This window comes from Pseudomonas mucoides, assembly GCF_015461845.1.
Lineage (GTDB): Bacteria > Pseudomonadota > Gammaproteobacteria > Pseudomonadales > Pseudomonadaceae > Aquipseudomonas > Aquipseudomonas mucoides.
Genome location: NZ_JACOPW010000002.1, coordinates 156,520 through 175,392, shown reverse-complemented (window position 1 = coordinate 175,392; position 18,873 = coordinate 156,520). Strand labels below are relative to the sequence as shown.

General features: G+C 58.9%; 15 protein-coding genes and 2 pseudogenes. 7 read left to right on the top strand and 10 right to left on the bottom strand.

Annotation, left to right across the window (positions count from 1 at the left end; translation table 11 throughout):
- Positions 1-6: 6 nt before the first annotated feature.
- From ilvA to H8F22_RS09445, 3 genes and pseudogenes are all read right to left on the bottom strand, one after another.
- Positions 7-1,002, bottom strand: a pseudogene (gene ilvA / locus H8F22_RS09455) (threonine ammonia-lyase, biosynthetic); the annotation flags it as partial.
- Between the two features lie 330 nt (positions 1,003-1,332).
- Positions 1,333-2,256 (bottom strand): magnesium transporter CorA family protein, encoded by a 924-nt coding sequence (locus H8F22_RS09450; protein ID WP_194940010.1) that lies wholly within the window; start codon positions 2,254-2,256, stop codon positions 1,333-1,335.
- A 7-nt stretch (positions 2,257-2,263) separates the two neighbouring features.
- Positions 2,264-3,845, bottom strand: a pseudogene (locus tag H8F22_RS09445) (RimK family protein).
- Positions 3,846-3,937: 92 nt separating this feature from the next.
- Here H8F22_RS09445 and H8F22_RS09440 point away from each other — a divergent pair.
- Positions 3,938-5,047 carry a GNAT family N-acetyltransferase/peptidase C39 family protein gene (locus H8F22_RS09440; RefSeq protein ID WP_059183008.1) on the top strand — a complete coding sequence of 370 codons (1,110 nt, stop codon included), beginning with the start codon at positions 3,938-3,940 and terminating at the stop codon, positions 5,045-5,047.
- 44 nt (positions 5,048-5,091) lie between these two features.
- On the opposite strand, the gene H8F22_RS09435 is transcribed toward H8F22_RS09440, so the two are convergent.
- Positions 5,092-6,243, bottom strand: a complete 1,152-nt coding sequence (locus tag H8F22_RS09435) for a PQQ-dependent sugar dehydrogenase (protein ID WP_194940009.1) — start codon at positions 6,241-6,243, stop codon at positions 5,092-5,094.
- A 25-nt stretch (positions 6,244-6,268) separates the two neighbouring features.
- Positions 6,269-6,619: a hypothetical protein gene (locus H8F22_RS09430; RefSeq protein ID WP_059183009.1), complete on the bottom strand. Its 351-nt coding sequence runs from the start codon at positions 6,617-6,619 to the stop codon at positions 6,269-6,271.
- Positions 6,620-6,808: 189 nt separating this feature from the next.
- Here H8F22_RS09430 and ku point away from each other — a divergent pair, with 189 nt between their 5' ends.
- Positions 6,809-7,657: a non-homologous end joining protein Ku gene (ku, locus tag H8F22_RS09425; RefSeq protein ID WP_194940008.1), complete on the top strand. Its 849-nt coding sequence runs from the start codon at positions 6,809-6,811 to the stop codon at positions 7,655-7,657.
- Positions 7,658-7,788: 131 nt separating this feature from the next.
- On the opposite strand, the gene lpxO is transcribed toward ku, so the two are convergent.
- Positions 7,789-8,688, bottom strand: a complete 900-nt coding sequence (gene lpxO / locus H8F22_RS09420) for a lipid A hydroxylase LpxO (RefSeq protein ID WP_194940007.1) — start codon at positions 8,686-8,688, stop codon at positions 7,789-7,791.
- Between the two features lie 494 nt (positions 8,689-9,182).
- Between lpxO and H8F22_RS09415 the strand changes: the two genes are divergently transcribed.
- Together H8F22_RS09415 and H8F22_RS09410 are read left to right on the top strand one after the other, a co-directional pair.
- Positions 9,183-10,772, top strand: coding sequence for an ABC-F family ATPase (locus H8F22_RS09415; RefSeq protein ID WP_080943075.1), 1,590 nt, complete (start codon positions 9,183-9,185; stop codon positions 10,770-10,772).
- 190 nt (positions 10,773-10,962) lie between these two features.
- Positions 10,963-12,150, top strand: coding sequence for an MFS transporter (locus H8F22_RS09410; RefSeq protein ID WP_027923535.1), 1,188 nt, complete (start codon positions 10,963-10,965; stop codon positions 12,148-12,150).
- A gap of 23 nt (positions 12,151-12,173) precedes the next feature.
- On the opposite strand, the gene H8F22_RS09405 is transcribed toward H8F22_RS09410, so the two are convergent.
- Positions 12,174-13,211 carry an alpha/beta hydrolase family protein gene (locus H8F22_RS09405; protein ID WP_027923534.1) on the bottom strand — a complete coding sequence of 346 codons (1,038 nt, stop codon included), beginning with the start codon at positions 13,209-13,211 and terminating at the stop codon, positions 12,174-12,176.
- A gap of 250 nt (positions 13,212-13,461) precedes the next feature.
- Positions 13,462-14,073 carry an FMN-dependent NADH-azoreductase gene (locus H8F22_RS09400; RefSeq protein WP_007949372.1) on the bottom strand — a complete coding sequence of 204 codons (612 nt, stop codon included), beginning with the start codon at positions 14,071-14,073 and terminating at the stop codon, positions 13,462-13,464.
- Between the two features lie 129 nt (positions 14,074-14,202).
- On the opposite strand from H8F22_RS09400, the gene H8F22_RS09395 reads away from it, so the two are divergent.
- Together H8F22_RS09395 and H8F22_RS09390 are read left to right on the top strand one after the other, a co-directional pair.
- The gene (locus H8F22_RS09395) at positions 14,203-15,111 is read left to right on the top strand and encodes a LysR substrate-binding domain-containing protein (RefSeq protein WP_194940006.1); all 909 of its coding nucleotides are present in this window, start codon (positions 14,203-14,205) and stop codon (positions 15,109-15,111) included.
- Entirely contained in the window at positions 15,108-15,467 is a 360-nt protein-coding gene (locus H8F22_RS09390) for an MmcQ/YjbR family DNA-binding protein (RefSeq protein WP_046033107.1), read from the top strand. Before H8F22_RS09395 ends, H8F22_RS09390 begins: the two co-directional genes overlap by 4 nt.
- On the opposite strand, the gene H8F22_RS09385 is transcribed toward H8F22_RS09390, so the two are convergent.
- Together H8F22_RS09385 and H8F22_RS09380 are read right to left on the bottom strand one after the other, a co-directional pair.
- The gene (locus tag H8F22_RS09385) at positions 15,464-15,895 is read right to left on the bottom strand and encodes a DUF1294 domain-containing protein (protein ID WP_027923531.1); all 432 of its coding nucleotides are present in this window, start codon (positions 15,893-15,895) and stop codon (positions 15,464-15,466) included. The genes H8F22_RS09390 and H8F22_RS09385 overlap by 4 nt on opposite strands.
- On the bottom strand, positions 15,892-16,722 hold the full coding sequence (locus H8F22_RS09380; protein ID WP_027923530.1) for an undecaprenyl-diphosphate phosphatase: 831 nt from the start codon (positions 16,720-16,722) through the stop codon (positions 15,892-15,894). Before H8F22_RS09380 ends, H8F22_RS09385 begins: the two co-directional genes overlap by 4 nt.
- A gap of 293 nt (positions 16,723-17,015) precedes the next feature.
- Between H8F22_RS09380 and H8F22_RS09375 the strand changes: the two genes are divergently transcribed.
- On the top strand, positions 17,016-18,650 hold the full coding sequence (locus tag H8F22_RS09375) for a methyl-accepting chemotaxis protein (RefSeq protein WP_027923529.1): 1,635 nt from the start codon (positions 17,016-17,018) through the stop codon (positions 18,648-18,650).
- Positions 18,651-18,873: the final 223 nt, after the last annotated feature.

Here is an 18,873-nt window from a genome sequence, read left to right as displayed (position 1 = left end):
GCCGCTGATGGCGGCGCGCTCGGCCACGTGGCGCAAACTGTCAAAGTTGATGTTGGCCCCCGAGTCGATGGCCACCAGTGTCTGGCCACGGGCACCGGTTTGCGCGACATACTTTTTGATTCCGGCCACGGCCAGCGCACCCGACGGTTCGGTGATCGAGCGGGTATCGTCGTAGATGTTCTTGATCGCGGCGCACAGTTCGTCATTGCTGACCGTCAACACGTCATCGACGCAAAACCGGCACACTTCGAAGCCATAAGCGCCGATCTGCGCCACCGCCACGCCATCGGCGAAAGTGCCGACGCTCGGCAGCACAACCCGTTCGTGCGCCTGCAGCGCTGCCGCCAAACACGCCGAATGTTCTGACTCGACGCCGATGATGCGCACTTCAGGTCGCAGGTATTTGACGTATGCGGCGATACCGGCAATCAAACCTCCACCGCCTACCGGCACAAAGATCGCGTCGATCGGGCCTTGATGCTGACGCAGGATCTCCATCGCCACGGTGCCCTGCCCGGCAATCACGTCCGGGTCGTCGAAGGGCGATACAAAGGTGCGACCGGTTTGTTCGGCCAGGTTCAGCGCATAGTCGAGGGCGAACGGAAAACTCTCGCCGTACAGCACCGCCTCCGCCCCGCGACTTCGAACCCCGAGCACTTTCAGTTCCGGCGTAGTAAGCGGCATGACGATGGTCGCGACAATCCCCAAGGTTTTCGCCGCCAGCGCCACGCCTTGGGCATGATTGCCTGCTGACGCGGTGATCACGCCGCGTGCCTTTTGCTCATCACTAAGCTGCACCAACTTGTTGTAGGCACCGCGAATCTTGAAGGAAAAGGTCGGTTGCAGGTCCTCGCGCTTGAGCAGCACCTGATTACCCAACGCCTCGGAGAGCGCCGGCGCCGCTTGCAACGGCGTGCGCACCGCCAGTTCATACACCGGCGCGGCGAGGATCTTTTTTACGTAATGCTCAAGCAAGGTCTGCTGGGCGAGCGTGCTGGTCATGGTCGTCTCCTGGCTGTGTTCGGGGCCCTGGAGACAGAAAGTAAAAACCCGCCTCTAGGGCGGGTTGGGTGCTGCAGTCGTGAGCTAGCCCGCCAGATAAGGAATGGCGGTAATAATGCTTGGCTGGCAGCGCAATACGGTGGAAGTCATGGCTGGAAATTAGCCGTGGGCGGATGGCAAGTCAATGGTCAACTGTCATCAGTTTGAAGATAGCTAGCGCGAGCAGGCTCACGCCTACAGATGATTCTTGTCATACACACAATCTGTGCCAGATGAAGATCCAGTGCAGGAGCGAGCCTGCTCGCGATAGCGGTTGATCTGCCACCCCATTCACTTAGCCAACCGCCTGAGCCCCAACACCATCACCCCCGCCCCCAGCATCATCGCGCTCAGAAACAACGGATACGACACCCACCACGGCGTGCCCGCGGTCATCATGCTGAACTCGGACATGCCGCCAATGCTGGCGATCAGGTTCAACGGCAGAAACACCACGTTGATCAGCGTCAGTTTGCGTAGCAGGTTGTTCATGCTGTTGTTCATCAGGTTGCCCCGGGCGTCGATCAGCCCGGAGAACACCGTGGAGTAGATTTCCGCCTGTTTGTAGCACTGGTTGTTTTCGATGATCAGGTCGTCGATCAGGCTGACGGCTTCGGCGCTGAAGTGTTCCTTGGCCGCGTGATTGCGCAGTCGCGTCAGGACCGCGCCGTTGCTGTGAATCGCGTTGATGTAATAGATGAGGCTCTCGCTGAGGTTGAACATCTGGATCAGGTGCTGGTTCTGCATCGAGGCGTTGAATTTTTGCTGCAACTCCCGGGCAACCAGTTTGATCACCTTCAGGTGACCCAAATAGTGATGGATGTTGTTGAACAGCAGGTCAAGCAAGACATCCAGCGGCGTGTTCAACCGCTGCCGGGTGCCGAGCCCGTGCAGCGGTGAGTCGTCGGTGGCGATCACCAGCAACCGGTGCTCGCAAAACAACAACCCACAGGACGACACTTCAAACGCCAGACTGTCGGCGCCGGAATAGTTTTCCGGGCGCTTCCAGATCAGGAACAGATTGTCGGGATGAAACTCGATGCGCGACACCTCGTCCGGGTCGAGGGCCGAAGCCAGCGCGTGTTCATCGAGTTTGAAATGGCTGTGCAGCAGATCGCGCTCGGCGGCGTCCGGGTTGCTGAACAGCATCACTTCGGCATCCAGCCGTTCGACTGATTGCAGGACGCCGTGGGAAAGTTGAAAGCTCTTGATCATCGAGCGATCACCAGGCCTGGCCGCGACGCTTGAGCTCGAGCCGGCGGACGAACTCTTCCAGCACCAACGAATACAAATCGTCTTGCAGATAGGCGTCTTCGATGCCGGCGTCCATGTTCGGGTTGTCGTTGACCTCGATCACCACCACTTTGTCGCCGGACTGTTTGAGGTCGACGCCGTACAGTCCGTCGCCAATCAGGTTGGCAGTTTTCACCGCCAGTTCCACCACCGCTCGCGGGGCTTCGTGGACGGCCAGTGTGCGGCATTCGCCGTTGATGTCCTGTCCCTTGGCCTTGTGGTTGTAGATTTGCCAATGGCCCTTGGACATGAAGTATTGGCAGGCAAAGATCGGTTTGCGATTCAGTACGCCGATGCGCCAGTCGTACTCGGTGTAGAAGAACTCCTGCGCCAGCAACAGCACCGAATGTTCGAACAGTTCGGCGGTGGCTTCCAGCAACGCCTGTTGGCTTTCAACCTTGATCACGCCCCGAGAGAAACAACCGTCGGGGATTTTCAGTACCAATGGAAAGCCCAGGCGCTCGCCGACCCGTTCGAAGTCTTCCGGTCGCTCCTTGTAGAGAATTTCGGTGGCCGGCATGCCGAGCTGATGGCTCTTGAGCAGGTCGGTCAGGTAGACCTTGTTGGTGCAGCGCAGGATCGACGCCGGATCGTCCATCACGACCAGCCCTTCGCTCTCGGCTTTCTTGGCAAAACGGTAGGTGTGGTTATCGACGCTGGTGGTCTCGCGGATCAGCAGGCCGTCGTACTCGGCGATGCGTGCGTAGTCTTTGCGCTCGATCAGCTCTACATCGATGCCCAAGGTCTTGCCGACGCGTATGAAATTATCCAGCGCCTTGGGGTTGGATGGGGGCAATGCTTCTTGGGGATCGTGGAGGATGGCCAGGTCATAACGGGCCAGACGTCGCGAGCGTGGCATTCGCCAGATCTTGCGACTGAAACTGTCCAGTGAGTGGGCGAATTGATCTTCCTGATCTTCTCGCAACTTATGCAGCGCACCGGACTTGATGCCTTCAATGTGCCAACCGTTAGTTCGACGAAACTCAACTAACAAGATCGGACAGGGGAATACTTCGAATAACTGCCGCGCCAAGTCCTGCAAGGGTTCGATATTGCTCTTGCCGAAATACAGGGTCAGGGTAAAGCCTTCGGTGTCGCTGTAAAGATGATGCGTAAGGGCTTTTTCCAGCGGCTTTTCCAAATCATCCAATGACAACCCATACAAGGACTTTTTGGTCAGCTCGCTGATGGTCCGCACCGACGGAATGACCTTGTGCCCCCGCGCTTCCGCCAGCAGCGAGCAGCGAGCAGTAATAACCGTGCCCCAGGTACTTGTAGCTGCGGCACAGGTTAATCACCTGGACCCGTTTGCCTTGCCCGTTGTCGTGGGCCTTTTCGAGGTATTCCTGGGCGGTGACGATGTCTTCACTGGGAAAGTAGGAGGCCCAGTCTTCCTTGCGTTCGACAATGATAATCAACTGGCTAGAAGTGCTGACTGCTGTATTTAAAAAAGTTGCCGCCGGCGAAGTTTGCTCGGATACTTCGCGCCAATGACCTTGTACCGCTGACATAGTGATTGATCCGTTGGAGAACAAGACCTTTCCTATTAAGCACGAACTTTTTCGAAAGTCCCGTTTCGTTACGCAACTTTTACGGCGGTCATATGAACCTTGTCTTTCGCTTGGCAGTAGTTGAAGACTTACCTGCGTTATTGGCACTTGAACAGCAATGTTTCACCACGGACCGGCTCACCAGTCGCAGCTTTCAATGGATGATCACTCGGGCCCATGGGCAGTTGCTGGTGGCTGAGCGCGACGAGCATCTGGTCGGCTACGCGGTGGTGTTGTTTCATCGGGGCACGTCGCTGGCCCGTCTCTATTCGATTGCGATTGCCGCCGAAGCGCGTGGCAGCGGATTGGGCAAGCAGCTGCTGCAACGCATCGAAGCCTGTGCGCTGCAACACGACTGTGCCTACGTTCGGCTGGAGGTGCGCATGGACAATCCGGCGGCGATTGCCCTTTATGAGTGCAACGGTTACCGGCGTTTTGCGCTGATTCATGACTATTACCAGGACCACGCCGATGCGTTGCGTCTGGAGAAACGCATTCTCCAGCACCGAGACTCAAGAAACATCAAAGTGCCGTATTACCCGCAGACCACCGATTTCACCTGCGGCCCGGCCTGCCTGCTAATGGCCATGGGCGCACTGCAAAAAGACCGGAAACTGGAACGCCGCGAAGAGCTGCAGATCTGGCGCGAGGCGACGACGGTGTTCATGACCTCGGGTCACGGAGGATGCAGCCCGCAAGGCCTGGCGTTGGCCGCCTGGAATCGTGGATTTGGCGTGCGTCTGCAACTGAGCATGACGGGGCCGTTGTTTCTCGATGGGGTGCGTAACGAGCATAAAAAAGACGTCATGCGCCTGGTGCACGAAGAGTTCACCGTGCAGTTGCAGGCCACCGATGTGAAACAGGTGATCGGCGGCCTGCTGGACTTGCCACGATTGCTGAATGACGGTGGCCAGCCGCTGGTGTTGATCAGCAGCTATCGGCTGACCCGCTCCAAATCACCGCATTGGGTCATCGTCACTGACTGCGATGAGGAGTTTGTTTATCTGCATGATCCGGATGTCGACCATAGCCAGCATCGCCAGCCTATGGATTGCCAGCATCTGCCGGTGAGCCATGGGGAGTTCGAGAAGATGAGCAGCTTTGGCCGGGGCAAGTTGCGGGCGGCGGTGATTCTCTATCCCAACGCGCAATCCTCCCTGTAGCCGCAGGCTTCGCCAGCGGCTACAGGGCCGCGCGGCGATTGGGGTTATTTCAGGCCAACCTTGTACAGCGCGCCGTCGTCTTCATCGGTCAATACATACAAGTACCCGTCCGGGCCTTGCCGCACATCGCGAATCCGCGCCTTGAGCTCACCGAGCAAGCGCTCTTCGTGAACCACTTTATCGCCATCGAACTGCAAGCGAATCAACTCCTGGCTCACCAGCGCACCGATAAACGCATTGTGCTGCCAGGCCTTGAAGCGATCCCCATCGTAGAACGCCATCCCGCTCAGTCCCGGGGACTTTTCCCAGACATGGTGCGGCGCCACGGTGCCTTCGGCGGTCTTGCCCTTGGCTTCCGGGATCGGATCGCCGGAATAGTTGATGCCGTGGGTTGCCAGTGGCCAGCCGTAATTCTTGCCGCGTTCGATGATGTTCAGCTCATCACCGCCTTGTGGCCCGTGTTCGTTCTCCCAGAGAACCCCGGTCCACGGATTGAGCGCCGCGCCTTGCGGGTTTCGTTGGCCATAAGACCAGATTTCCGGGCGTACGCCGGCCTGACCGACAAAGGGGTTGTCGTCCGGCACCTTGCCGTCCGGGTAGATCCGCACGACTTTGCCTTGCAGCTTGTCGAGGTCCTGAGCGGTTGGCCGGTCATTGTTTTCGCCGAGAGTGATGAACAGATACCCGTCACGATCGAACACCAGGCGCGAGCCGAAATGGTTGCCGACAGAGAGCTTCGGCTCCTGGCGGAAGATCACTTTGAAGTCCTTGAGGGTTTTCAGGTCTTCAGATAATTGCCCGCGACCGACCGCCGTGCCTGCCTTGTCACCCGCGCCGCCCCCTTCGGCATACGACAGATAAACCGTGCGGTCCTGCCGGAAGTCAGGGGACAGCACCACATCCAGCAAGCCGCCCTGCCCCTTGGCCCAGACCTTCGGCACCCCATCGATCGGGCCGAAGAGTTTGCCGTCGACGCTGACGACGCGCAGGTTGCCGGGCCGTTCGGTGACCAGCATGCCCTTGCGATCCGGCAGGAAGGCGACCGACCAGGGATGTTCAAGCCCCTTGGTGATCGTGGTGACTTCGAGGGTGCCCTGTTCGCTGTCCAGTTCCTGAGTCGATGCCGCGAAAACGGGCGCAGCAGCGGTGATCAATGCGCTGGCACACAGGGTGGCCAGGAGGGTTTTACGCAACATGCACGCTTCCTTTTGTCGTTCCGGCTCAACGGTTGCTAGTGCCTGTATCTCGCTGAGGTGGATTGGGAATGAATTTCGGTGGGCTAGCGGGGGCCGGCTGGCTTTGCGGATAGCGGTTGCCGATGCCGCCGTTATCCAGCGTCGGTGGGCGTGGAACCGGCATGGTGTTGGGCCCGCGAATGGCCGGGGCGCTGGATTGAGAGCCTTGCATGCTGTTCGGGTTGGCGCGACGAATCGGGCTGTTGTAAGGGTTGCTCGAGGCTCCCGTTGGGCTTTGGGCCAGCAGCCATGCTGAGGGTGGCGAAGCCTGGGCCATGCCGCTCAGCAAACCACTCAGCGCCAGCACGGTGCAGCAGCCGAGTACATATCTGTTCATGGGGCGAGCCTCTCGACGTGGATAGGGTCTTCGATAGCACGCTACGCCCGGGGTTCGGTTTTGTTAACTAAAACCTCCTTCACAAGATGTAACACAAGACGACCACGCCGCCCGGCCGGGCTCCTCAAGCGGCTGAAACTTTTGCCTCAGGCCACGGGTCACCTGATCATCACTCGCGAGAAGACGACCATGGCACGGGCAATCTGGAAAGGCGCAATCAGTTTCGGGCTGGTGCATATCCCTGTGGCGCTGGTCTCGGCGACGTCTTCCCAAGGGGTGGATTTCGATTGGCTGGACAGCCGCAGCATGGAGCCGGTCGGGTACAAACGCGTGAACAAGGTCACCGGCAAGGAAGTCACCAAGGAGCATATTGTCAAAGGCGTGCAGTATGAAAAGGGCCGGTACGTGGTCCTCACTGAAGAGGAAATCAAGTCGGCGCACCCGCTGTCCACGCAAACCATCGACATCTTTTCTTTTGTCGACAGTGAACAGATCCCCTTGCAAAACATCGATACGCCGTACTACCTCGCCCCGGATAAACGCGGCGGCAAGGTGTACGCGTTGTTGCGGGAAACGCTAAGCAAAACCAACAAAGTCGCCCTGGCCCACGTGGTGTTGCACACGCGCCAGCACTTGGCGGCCTTGATGCCGCTGGAGTCGGCGATGGTGCTGGTGATGTTGCGTTGGCCCGCGGAAGTGCGCAGCCTCGATACCCTTGAACTGGGCAGCGAAGTGACCAAACCCGAACTGGCCAAGGGTGAACTGGATATGGCCAAGCGCCTGGTGCAGGACATGAGTGCAGACTGGAAACCCGAAGACTACCGCGACAGTTTCGAAGACAAGATCATGGCGCTGGTCGAGAAAAAGGCCAATGAAGGCAAGATCGAGGATGTCGAGACGGCGACGGGTGAAGAGGAGCGCAAAACGGCGGATGTGATTGATTTGACTGAGTTGCTTAAACGTAGCCTGGGAAGTAAAGGTGCCGGGAAGGCCAAGCCGGCGGCGCAGAAAAAAGCCACGAAGCGTTCGCGTGGTTAGTTTCGAATGTTGTGGTGTTTGTTATGGCCCTATCGCGAGCAAGCTCGCTCCCACAGTTGATTTGTGCACGCCACAGATCAAACGCAGGAGTGAGCCTGCTCGGGATGGCTTAATCCGCCACACCACTAAACTCAGATCAGCACAAACACCGCCAGCAACCCGCCAAAGATCGCCCACTTTTCCAGGTAATAACGCCTGCGATTACGCTTCTTCAGCGCTTTGCCCCGCAAACGAATCTTGTAGATTCTGGTGAACAGACGGTTAATCCCCCCTGTCCTGTCGCCCTCATCATTCGGCGCCCCGGCCGCCGACATCACGTTACGGCTGAACCACCCATTAAACGCCGCCGCCCAGCCATACTTCATCGGACGCTCGACGTCACAGAACAGAATGATCCGGTTCTGTTGCGTGGTGTTCTCGGCGTAATGAATGAATGTTTCGTCGAACATCACCGCTTCGCCGTCGCGCCAGTGGTACTTCTCGCCATCGACATTGATGTAGCAACCGGCATCGTTCGGCGTCTCCAGCCCCAGGTGATAACGGTAAGAACCGGCATAAGGGTCACGGTGACGGACCAGTTTCGAACCCGGCGGCAGTTCGGCGAACATCGCGGCCTTGATCGAGCCGATGCCCTGGACCAGCTCCGTGGTACGCGGGCAGAGTTTCATTGCCGAAGGATGACTGTCGCCGTACCACTTCAGGTAAAACCGCTTCCACCCGGTCTTGAAGAACGAGTTGAAGCCAACGTCGTTGTACTGATCCGCGCGCTTGATCTCCCCCGCCTTCAGCAGGTTTTGGCCTTCAGCACGAATTTCTTGCCAATGCGCCTGCAACGGGCTCAGGTCTGGGAAATCCGCCGGATTGAGATAAGGCTTGCCCGGAATTTTCGAGAACAGATAAAGGAAGCAATTGAGCGGCGCCAGAAACGAAGAGTGATCACTCAACTGGCGCCCCAGTTTGTGGCGCACGCGACCGCGCAGGTGGACGTACGCAATGGAAACTATGTAAACAAGGGCGATGATCAGTTTCACAGAAATCGTCACACGTCTGAAGTGAACAAACTGCCTTCCCGGCCAACCCATTGGCCAAGGGTCTTGTGCAGCGTCTGAAAACCAGACAGCGAACCCGGTAGCGCGTCCTTGAGCCTGCGCCGGCTGTCGGCATCGGGTGAAAAATCGCATTTTAGCCACTCTCTGTAACAAATAGTTAGCTTGCAAATGTGAAAATCTGTCCGCTGGTACTGTCAATGCGCCCAAGCGGTCTCAACGCCCTATCGTTTAGAGAGCCAGACCAGTACAATCGCCGCCAAACATTACGCGCCCCCCTTGGTTGATGACGGGAATGAACCCCGTCTCAGCGCACTTCGACTCGGGCCAAGCGCTCCATATGCTGCTGTCCACTTATTGCCAGATGGACCTTCCGCTTCTGACCGGGATGCATTTCCCGTGGTTTGAATACCGGAAACGGGTACTGAATCGGTACTGCCGCAACCCTAGCTACTCTGAATGCTTCGCAGGAAAAACCTTTGATCTCTACAGCTAACATCACGATGCAGTTCGGCGCCAAGCCGCTATTCGAAAACGTTTCGGTCAAGTTCGGCGCGGGCAACCGCTACGGCCTGATCGGCGCCAACGGTTGCGGCAAGTCGACTTTCATGAAAATCCTCGGTGGCGACCTCGAGCCATCCGGCGGCCAGGTCATGCTCGAGCCGAACGTGCGTCTGGGTAAATTGCGCCAGGACCAGTTCGCCTACGAAGAATTCACCGTGATCGATACCGTGATCATGGGTCACGAAGAGCTGTGGAAGGTCAAGGCCGAGCGCGATCGCATCTACTCGCTGCCGGAAATGACCGAAGAAGACGGCATGGCCGTGGCCGAGCTGGAAACCGAATTCGCCGAAATGGACGGCTACACCGCCGAATCCCGTGCCGGCGAGCTGTTGCTGGGCCTGGGTATCGGCATCGAGCAGCACTTTGGCCCGATGAGCGAAGTTTCCCCAGGCTGGAAACTGCGCGTATTGCTGGCGCAGGCGCTGTTCTCCGATCCTGAAGTGCTGTTGCTCGACGAACCGACCAACCACCTGGACATCAACACCATCCGCTGGCTGGAAAACATTCTGACCCAGCGCTCCAGCCTGATGATCATCATCTCTCACGACCGTCACTTCCTGAACAGCGTGTGCACCCACATGGCTGACCTGGATTACGGCGAACTGCGTCTGTTCCCGGGCAACTACGACGAGTACATGACCGTGGCGACCCAGTCCCGCGAGCAACTGCTGTCGGACAACGCCAAGAAGAAGGCGCAGATTTCCGAGCTGCAATCGTTCGTCAGCCGCTTCTCGGCCAACGCCTCGAAAGCCAAGCAAGCGACCTCCCGCGCCAAGGCGATCGACAAGATCCAACTGGCCGAGGTCAAGCCTTCGAGCCGTGTGAGCCCGTTCATCCGTTTCGAACAAACCAAGAAGCTGCACCGTCAGGCGGTCATCGTCGAGCGCATGGCCAAAGGCTTCGACGGCAAGACCCTGTTCAAGGATTTCAGCTTCCAGGTTGAAGCCGGCGAGCGCGTGGCGATCATCGGCCCGAACGGTATCGGTAAAACCACCCTGCTGCGCACCCTGGTCAACGAACTGACCCCGGATGCCGGTACGGTGAAGTGGACCGACGCAGCGGAACTGGGCTACTACGCTCAGGACCACGCGCACGACTTCGAAGACGACTGCAACCTGTTCGACTGGATGGGTCAGTGGACTCAGGGCGGCGAGCAAATCGTTCGCGGCACCCTCGGTCGCATGCTGTTCTCCAACGACGAGATCCTCAAGTCGGTCAAGGTCATCTCCGGTGGTGAGCAAGGTCGCATGCTGTTCGGCAAGCTGATCCTGCAAAAGCCGAACGTGCTGATCATGGACGAACCGACCAACCACTTGGACATGGAATCCATCGAGGCGCTGAACCTGGCGCTGGAGAACTACCCGGGCACGCTGATCTTCGTCAGCCACGACCGTGAGTTCGTATCGTCGTTGGCGACCCGCATCATCGAGTTGAGCCCTAGTGGCGTGATCGACTTCAGCGGTACTTATGACGATTACCTGCGTAGCCAGGGTGTGGTGTTTTAAGAGCAGCGATTAGTTTCAAGCTGCAAGCGGCAAGTAAAAGCCCTGTCCATGTGACGGGGCTTTTTGCATTTCAGGGCCAAGTGGTGATCGTTCCCACGCTCTGTGTGGAGAATATAGTTAGCCTGCTTCCTTTTATTCCCAGCCCACGCCATGATGCAGCTCTCCCACCGCCGCCCGCGAACGAGCCCACATGTCTGCGCAGCAACAGCCCCCGCAAAGCTCCCTAGCGATCACCCTGCAGATCGTCTCCATCGTTTTTTATACCTTTATTGCCTTCCTCTGCATCGGCCTGCCGATTGCGGTGTTGCCAGGCTATGTTCATGAGCAACTGGGCTTCAGTGCGATCATCGCGGGGCTGACCATTGGTTCGCAATACCTGGCCACCCTGCTAAGCCGGCCGATGGCCGGGCGCATGTCGGACAGCATTGGCACCAAGCGGGCGATTGTCTACGGGTTGTCGGGGATTGTGCTGAGCGGCGTGTTGACGCTGATGTCGACGTTGCTGCAGAGCATGCCCTTGCTGAGTCTATTGATCCTGATCGCCGGTCGCTTGCTGCTCGGGATCGCCCAGGGACTGATCGGCGTCGGCACCATCAGTTGGTGCATGGGCCAGGTCGGCGCCGAGCACACCGCCCGTTCCATCTCCTGGAACGGCATCGCGTCTTACGGCGCCATCGCCATCGGCGCACCATTGGGGGTGGTGATGGTCGCCGAGTATGGTTTTGCCAGTCTGGGGATCGCGCTGTCGCTGTTGGCGCTTGCCGCGCTGCTGCTGATCCGCAACAAACCCTCAGTGCCGGTGATTCGTGGCGAGCGGCTGCCCTTTTGGGCGGTGTTCGGGCGAATCGCTCCATTTGGGGCGAGCCTGAGCCTGGCGTCCATCGGGTATGGCACGTTGACTACCTTTATTACCCTGTATTACGTCAGCCGTGGCTGGGCCGGTGCCGCGTATTGCCTCACCGTGTTCGGTGCCTGCTTCATTTTGGCCCGGCTGTTGTTCATCTCCAGCATCAGCCGTTTCGGCGGATTCACCTCGGCCATTGCCTGTATGAGCATTGAAACCGTGGGTCTGGTGCTGTTGTGGCTGGCGCCTTCGACGGGTTATGCGCTGATCGGCGCGGGCCTGACCGGTTTTGGCTTGTCGCTGGTTTATCCGGCGCTGGGGGTTGAAGCGATCAAACAGGTGCCCAATTCCAGTCGTGGCGCGGGGTTGAGTGCTTATGCGGTGTTTTTTGATCTGGCACTGGCCATCGCCGGACCATTAATGGGCGCAGTGGCGTTGAACCTGGGGTACACGTGGATTTTCTTTAGCGCGGCGTTGTTGTCGGTGACCGGATTGGCGTTGACCCTGCTACTCAAACGCCGCGCAATGGCCTAGCCAGCGGCTACAAGGGTTGTGCTTCACTGATCTGCGGTTTGCAGGCCTGCGCGGGTGGCGATGCCCAGGGTGCGAGAGAAGAATCGCCCGGCCTCGGAAATCATGTCGCGATGGATGCCCTCGCGGTCGACACCGTCGGCGTCGGTACACAGCGCCGGCATGGCGGCGATCTGCTCTTCGTTGCACGGCGCCATGAACACGAAGTGCCCGGCTCCCGCCAGCAATTTGAAATCAGGGGCAATTGGCAACTTACGCGCGAGTGCAGCGGCGTTCTTGTCGAATGCGACCAGTTTGTCGCCGTCGCCGCTATAAAGCAGCACCGGCACATGCACCTCGGACAGGGTGTGACGGCCGAACTTCAAACTCAACGGCGCCATCAACAGCAAGGCACGCACACGCGGGTCGGCCACGGGTTGAAGATCGTCACGATCCACAATCAATTCACCCTTAGTGTTGCAAGCATCGCGGTCGTCCGGGCGTTCCTCGCAATAACGACGCAGACGATCCAGATCAGGCGTGGCACCCGACAGGATCAACGCCGTCTCACCGCCCGCCGAATAGCCGATGACCCCGACCTGATTGGCATTGACGAACGGCGCAAGCATGCGATCGCCCAGGGTGGCGGTAATGGCTTCGGAAATCTGGATCGGGCGTCCGTAAAGATTGCTCAACGTACCAAGACGGCTGTGGTCTTTGGAGTTGTCGCCGGGATGGATCACCGCCACCACCACAAAACCCTTGCGCGCCAGCGAGGTGGCGAGGTCATGCAGGGCCAACGGGGTTCCGGTGTTGCCATGGGACAGCATCAGCATCGGGAAACGGCCGATAGCCACCGGGATGTCTTCACCGGCTTCGACCGTGTAGCCCTCGATTCTGCTGGTGTGTTCGCGGTCACTGGAGGGATAGAACGCGATGGCGTGCATCGGTTGCAAATCGAGAGGGTCGAGAAAACTCATCTCATGGAAGCCGACGCTCCAGTGAGGATGTGGCGCAGGCGCGGCGTGCACTGAATTCAGGCTGCTGAGCAGGCAAAACAGTAACGTTGCACAAAGACGCACCATAAGGATGCCCCACCATTTTGTTACTTGACCGGAAAGCCCGTTCTCCTCGGTTGATCGAGGCAGCGGCCTTGTACCAGCAATCGCGGCCACCAAGGTCGTTGCAGAACGGGAGCGTTAACCCCCTGTTGCATAACCTGGGCCACAACCTGAAACGGCCAGAAACAAAAAACTCCGTATCTGGCACTTGCGTGACCAGAATACAGAGTTTTTTGGGGTGTTGCCTGAGCTGTTTTGCGTTTTTACGCAAGCCTTACGCGGCGGCGAACAATTGCTCGCTGATTTGCGCTTGAGCGTCGCTCATGGCTTTGGTGCGCACTTCATCACCGTAAGCCAGGCCATGGGCACGGACGAATTCAATGTCGGTGATGCCGATGAAGCCGAACAGTACTTTCAAGTACTCTTCGTGAGCCACACCCGTGGCCTGACCGGCATGCAGGCCACCGGAAGTCGAGACGATCACGACTTTCTTGCCGCCGCACAGGCCTTCAGGGCCGGCTTCGGTGTAACGGAAGGTCTGACCGGCAACGGCGATGCGATCGATCCAGGCCTTGAGTTGGGTCGGGATGGTGAAGTTGTACATCGGTGCGGCAATCACCACGGCATCGGCGGCGAGGAATTCGGCCAGGGTAGTGGCACTCAGCTCGGCTTCGTGCTGCTGGGCGGCGTTGCGCAGTTCGGCGGTAGTGCCCGCGGCAACAAGGGTCGTGGCGGAGAAATGGCTGATGGCATCGGCGGCCAGGTCGCGGTAAGTGACCACGGCGTTTGGCTCTGCGGTTTGCCAGGCTTTGACGACTTCGCTGCTCAGCAGGCGGGAAGCCGAGTTGTCACCAAGAATGCTCGAATCGATATGCAACAGTTTCATGTGGGATCTCCAGGTGAGGACCGCCACGGGGCGATCTGATGGAGTGAATCCTACAGACGAAACCAATGGCTGATTAGACCGCAACAATGCGATAGTTCGTCCCACTGATAGAACAATCGGACTGCCGTCATGCAAGACCTCAATGATCTCTACTATTTCGCCAAGGTGGTGGAAGCCGGCGGTTTCGCGGCCGCCGGGCGTTTGCTCGGGATTCCCAAGTCGCGCCTGTCGCGGCGTATCGCCGAACTGGAAGAACGCCTCGGTGCGCGCCTGCTGCAACGCACTACCCGGCAACTCAAGCTGACCGCTGTGGGCGAGCGCTACCTGCGGCACTGTCAGGCGATGCTGCTGGAAGCGGAAATGGCCGATGAAGCGGTGGCCAGCATGTCCAGCGAACCACGTGGGCGCTTGCGAGTGTCCTGCCCCGTGGGCCTCGCGCATGAAATGTTGCCGACGGTCATCGCCCGATTTCTTGAGAAGTATCCGCAGGTGCAACTGGAAGTGATGCTGCTCAATCGCCGGGTCGACCTGGTGACTGAAGGCGTCGATGTCGCCTTGCGCGTGCGAGAGCTTGGCGACGAAGATCCGCTGCTGGTGACCCGACGCCTGCGCCAGGCACAAATGGCCATGGTCGCCACCCCGGCGTTTTTGCACGAACGTGAAATCAATCACCCCGAAGACCTGAAAACCCTGCCGGTGCTCGGCGCCCTTGAAGCCGACCGCATGGTGCATATCCGCCTGCTGGATCAACAGGGCAAAAGTGTCGATCTCAGCATGGAGGCGCGGCTGGGCATCGATGACTTTATCGTGCGCAAGGCCTGCACCCTCGCCGGCCAGGGTTTTACCCTGTTGCCGATGATGTATTGCGAGCCGGAGCTGGAAGACGGTTCGCTGGTTCAACTGTTGCCCGATTGGTCGTTGCCTGGCGGCTGGCTGCAAGCGGTCTACCCTCACCGGCGCGGGGTGATGCCGGCAGTTCGTGCCTGGCTCGACCATTTGATCGAAACATTCAACGCCTGTGGGGACCGTTTGATATGAAGGCTGGACGTATGAGCGAAGAGGATGTCGCGCAGTTCTGTCTCGCGCTGCCGGGTGCGCGGGAAGACTATAAATGGGGCGGTGTACGGGTATTTTCGATTGCCGGAAACAAGATGTTCGCGTTGCAGAACCTGCGCGGCGACTCCCTGGCCTTCAAAGTCGACAAGGACCTGTTCCTGGGACATTGCGATCGACCGGGCATCCACCCGGCTCCCTATCTGGCGAGAGCCCAGTGGATCATCATGCAAACGCCCTACCCGCTGGGCGCCGAAGAACTGCAAGGCTTATTGCAACGGTCCCACCAATTGGTGGTGAGTAAACTGCCCAAGCGCACCCAGGTGGGACTGCTGCTTTAAAACAAAGCCAACAGATTCGCGCCGAGAAACATCTGATCGATCCAGAACACCTGGTGCAGCAACACAATCAGCCAGAACAGCAGTTGATAGGAGACTTTGCGGGTCTTGTGCCGAAACACCTGCTGGGCCAGCAAGGCGCCGGGCCAGCCACCGGCCAGTTCGACCGCGTGCAAGACGTTTTCCGGCGTGCGCCAGGCGTCGGTGCGGGCCTTGCGTTTGTCGCTCCAGTACAGGAAAAACGCCAGCACACTGACGATCCCGTATGCCGCCAGCGGAATCAGCGACACCCCACGCAGCCAGAGTGACACCGACCCAAACAGCGGCAACGCGCACAGCACTGCAAAAACCAGCAGTTTGAGCCGCAGGTTCTGGATGCGCTCTCCCCCGGACCTGCGTCCGGGGTCGTGGCGCCTGCCGGCGTCACTCATGGCTTGGCCGCGGACCAGTCAACCCAGCCGAACTGCCAAGTGGCCAGAATGACCAGGCCGAACACAATGCGGTACCAGGCGAACGCTGCGTAGCTGTGGCTGGCGATGAACTTGAGCAGGCCACGGACCGCGATCATCGCGAAGATGAAGGCTGTCACGAAACCGATCGCGAACACTGGAAAATCAGCCGGCACGAACAGGTGGCGGTATTTGAACCCCGAATACACCGCCGCCGCGACCATGGTCGGCATCGCCAGGAAGAACGAGAACTCGGTAGCGGTCTTGCGCGACAGGCCGAACAGCAACCCGCCGATGATGGTCGACCCGGAACGCGATGTCCCTGGAATCATGGCCAGGCATTGGGCGAAACCGACTTTCAGCGCATCTTGCCAGGTAATCTCGTCGACGGTTTCGGCATGCACCTGATGTTGGCGTTTCTCGGCCCACAACATAATCACACCGCCCACCACCAACGCCGTCGCGACGGTAATCGGGTTGAACAGGTAATGGTGAATCAGGTCGGAGAAAATCACCCCCAATACCACCGCCGGCATGAAGGCGATCAGCAGGTTGGCGGTGAAGCGACGCGCGCTCGGTTGCGTTGGCAAACCGGTGACCACATCGAGAATCTTGCGACGAAACTCCCACACCACCGCCAGGATTGCACCCAACTGGATAATGATGTTGAACGCGATAGCCCGCTCACCACCAAAGTTGAGCAAGTCGGCGACGATGATCTGGTGCCCGGTACTGGAAATGGGCAGAAACTCTGTCAGCCCTTCTACTACGCCAAGTATCAATGCCTGAAAGGCGGTCCAAAGATCCATCAATCCCCCAAAAAGCAATGCCCCCAGGCATGCCCCGTTAGTTTTGTTTAAACGTTCATCGCGCTGAGCGTAGTTGAAGTTCCGCGCGCACAGGATCCAGACGAAACCGTAAAAATTCCGTGAAAAATCGAGCGTGGTTCAGGTTTTTCCGCGCGGGGCCGAAATCCTATCAGACAAGCCTTTAAAACGCTGCTGCGGAATAGGACTTGGGTCGCATAGGCCCGACCGGCAAAGCGTGGTTGGATGCGGGCATTGGTTTATGACAATAAAAAGAAAACTGGAGTAACCGCGTTATGAACAGCTTGCGCAGTGTGTCGATCAGCCGACGCTTGTGGCTCATCTTGATCGTGTCGGTGGTGATGCTGCTGACGTTGGGCATGTTGATGCTCAAGCAGATTCACGACGACCTTTATCAGGCCAAGGCGCTGAAAACCCAGCACGTGGTACAGACCGCCAGCGGCATTTTGAATTACTACCATGACCTGGAAACGGCCGGCACCCTCACGCGCGAGGCCGCGCAGAAACAGGCACTGACCGCGGTTCGCGGACTGCGCTACGACCAGAGCGACTATTTCTGGATCAACGACCTGACGCCGGTGATGATCATGCACCCGGCCAACCCCAAGCTGGACGGCCAGAACCTCTCGGCCATCCGCGACCCGGATGGTTTTGCGGTGTTTAACGAAATGGTCGCCGTGGCCAAGGCCAAGGGCGCCGGCATGGTCAACTACCGCTGGCCGAAACCGGGCGCCAGTGCCCCGGTGGAAAAAACCTCTTACGTCAAACTCTTCGAGCCTTGGGGCTGGGTGATTGGCTCGGGCGTGTACATCGACGACACGCAGGCCGAATTTAACGGCCAGGTATGGAAGGCCACTTTCCTCGGCGTGGTCATCGCGCTGGTGATGGCGCTGTTGGTGATCCTGATTGCCCGCAGTATTGTGCGCCCGCTCCAAGACACCGTGAACGCCATGGCCAATATCGCCAGCGGTGAAAGTGACCTGACCCGCAGCCTCGATACCCACGGCCGGGACGAAGTGGCGCAACTGGCACGACACTTCAACGCGTTTACCACCAAGCTGCGCCTGGTGATCACCGAGCTGCAGGTGTCCGCCAGTGCGTTGGGTCAGTCGTCCAGTGAGTTGGGTAATGACGCTGCCCAGGCTCAGCAACGCAGCCAGCAACAGTCGCAGCAGATGGAACTGGTGGCCACGGCGATTAATGAAGTGACCTATGGCGTGCAGGATGTGGCGAAGAACGCCGAGCATGCGGCCAGCGAAATGCGCGATGCCGAATCCCAGGCGCAGCAAGGCCAGATCAACATCGACGGCAGCTTGCAGCAGATCGACAAACTGTCCGGCACCATCGATCAGGCAGTCGAGGTGATTCGTACCCTGGCAACGGAAAGCACGCAGATCGGCAGCGTCCTGGAGGTGATCCGCTCCATCGCCGAGCAAACCAACCTGCTCGCCCTCAACGCCGCCATCGAAGCGGCCCGGGCCGGTGAGCAGGGTCGCGGGTTCGCGGTGGTGGCCGATGAAGTGCGCCTGCTGGCCCAGCGCACGCAGAAGTCCACGGCGGAAATCCAGTCGATGATCGAACGCCTGCAAAGCCATTCGGAGGCGGCGGTCAAGGTCATCGGCGACAGCAGCCGCGCCTCCCAACTGACCATCGAACAAGCCGGTCTGGCCGGTGCGAGCCTGAATGCGATTGGCCAGGCGTTACGCAACCTCAACGGGCTGAACGCGTCTATCGCCAGCGCGACGTTGCAGCAGGCCCATGTGGTGGAAGACATCAATCAGAACGTGACCCAGGCCGCGGGCTTGTCCCACAGCACCGCGTTGGCAGCGGAGCAATCGAGTGTGGCCAGTGTTCGGCTGAAAGACCTGAGCGAGCAGTTGAACGGTTTGCTCAAGCAATTTCGCGTGTAGCCCCCCTGTAGCAGCTGTCGAACAACGCGAGGCTGCGTTCGGCGACGAAGTCGTCGTGAATTCAGGCAGCGCGTTGTTTCAGTCAGGCCGCGTGTACAGGGTTTACGACAGCTGCGCTGCCGAACGCAGCCTCGCGCTGCTCGACAGCTGCTACTAGCCTGCAGGTTCTACTTGGCGGCGGCTGCCGGTACAATCCGCCCCCCACTTCGCTCTCCCCAAGGAA

Bases quoted from the DNA above. Each gene is read 5' to 3' on its own strand.
- H8F22_RS09430 (WP_059183009.1), bottom strand. From the start codon at position 6,619: ATGAACAGATATGTACTCGGCTGCTGCACCGTGCTGGCGCTGAGTGGT.
- H8F22_RS09410 (WP_027923535.1), top strand. From the start codon at position 10,963: ATGTCTGCGCAGCAACAGCCCCCGCAAAGCTCCCTAGCGATCACCCTG.
- H8F22_RS09400 (WP_007949372.1), bottom strand. From the start codon at position 14,073: ATGAAACTGTTGCATATCGATTCGAGCATTCTTGGTGACAACTCGGCT.
- H8F22_RS09385 (WP_027923531.1), bottom strand. From the start codon at position 15,895: ATGAGTGACGCCGGCAGGCGCCACGACCCCGGACGCAGGTCCGGGGGA.
- H8F22_RS09435 (WP_194940009.1), bottom strand. From the start codon at position 6,243: ATGTTGCGTAAAACCCTCCTGGCCACCCTGTGTGCCAGCGCATTGATC.
- H8F22_RS09395 (WP_194940006.1), top strand. From the start codon at position 14,203: ATGCAAGACCTCAATGATCTCTACTATTTCGCCAAGGTGGTGGAAGCC.
- H8F22_RS09375 (WP_027923529.1), top strand. From the start codon at position 17,016: ATGAACAGCTTGCGCAGTGTGTCGATCAGCCGACGCTTGTGGCTCATC.
- ku (WP_194940008.1), top strand. From the start codon at position 6,809: ATGGCACGGGCAATCTGGAAAGGCGCAATCAGTTTCGGGCTGGTGCAT.
- H8F22_RS09380 (WP_027923530.1), bottom strand. From the start codon at position 16,722: ATGGATCTTTGGACCGCCTTTCAGGCATTGATACTTGGCGTAGTAGAA.
- H8F22_RS09390 (WP_046033107.1), top strand. From the start codon at position 15,108: ATGAAGGCTGGACGTATGAGCGAAGAGGATGTCGCGCAGTTCTGTCTC.
- H8F22_RS09440 (WP_059183008.1), top strand. From the start codon at position 3,938: ATGAACCTTGTCTTTCGCTTGGCAGTAGTTGAAGACTTACCTGCGTTA.
- H8F22_RS09405 (WP_027923534.1), bottom strand. From the start codon at position 13,211: ATGGTGCGTCTTTGTGCAACGTTACTGTTTTGCCTGCTCAGCAGCCTG.
- H8F22_RS09450 (WP_194940010.1), bottom strand. From the start codon at position 2,256: ATGATCAAGAGCTTTCAACTTTCCCACGGCGTCCTGCAATCAGTCGAA.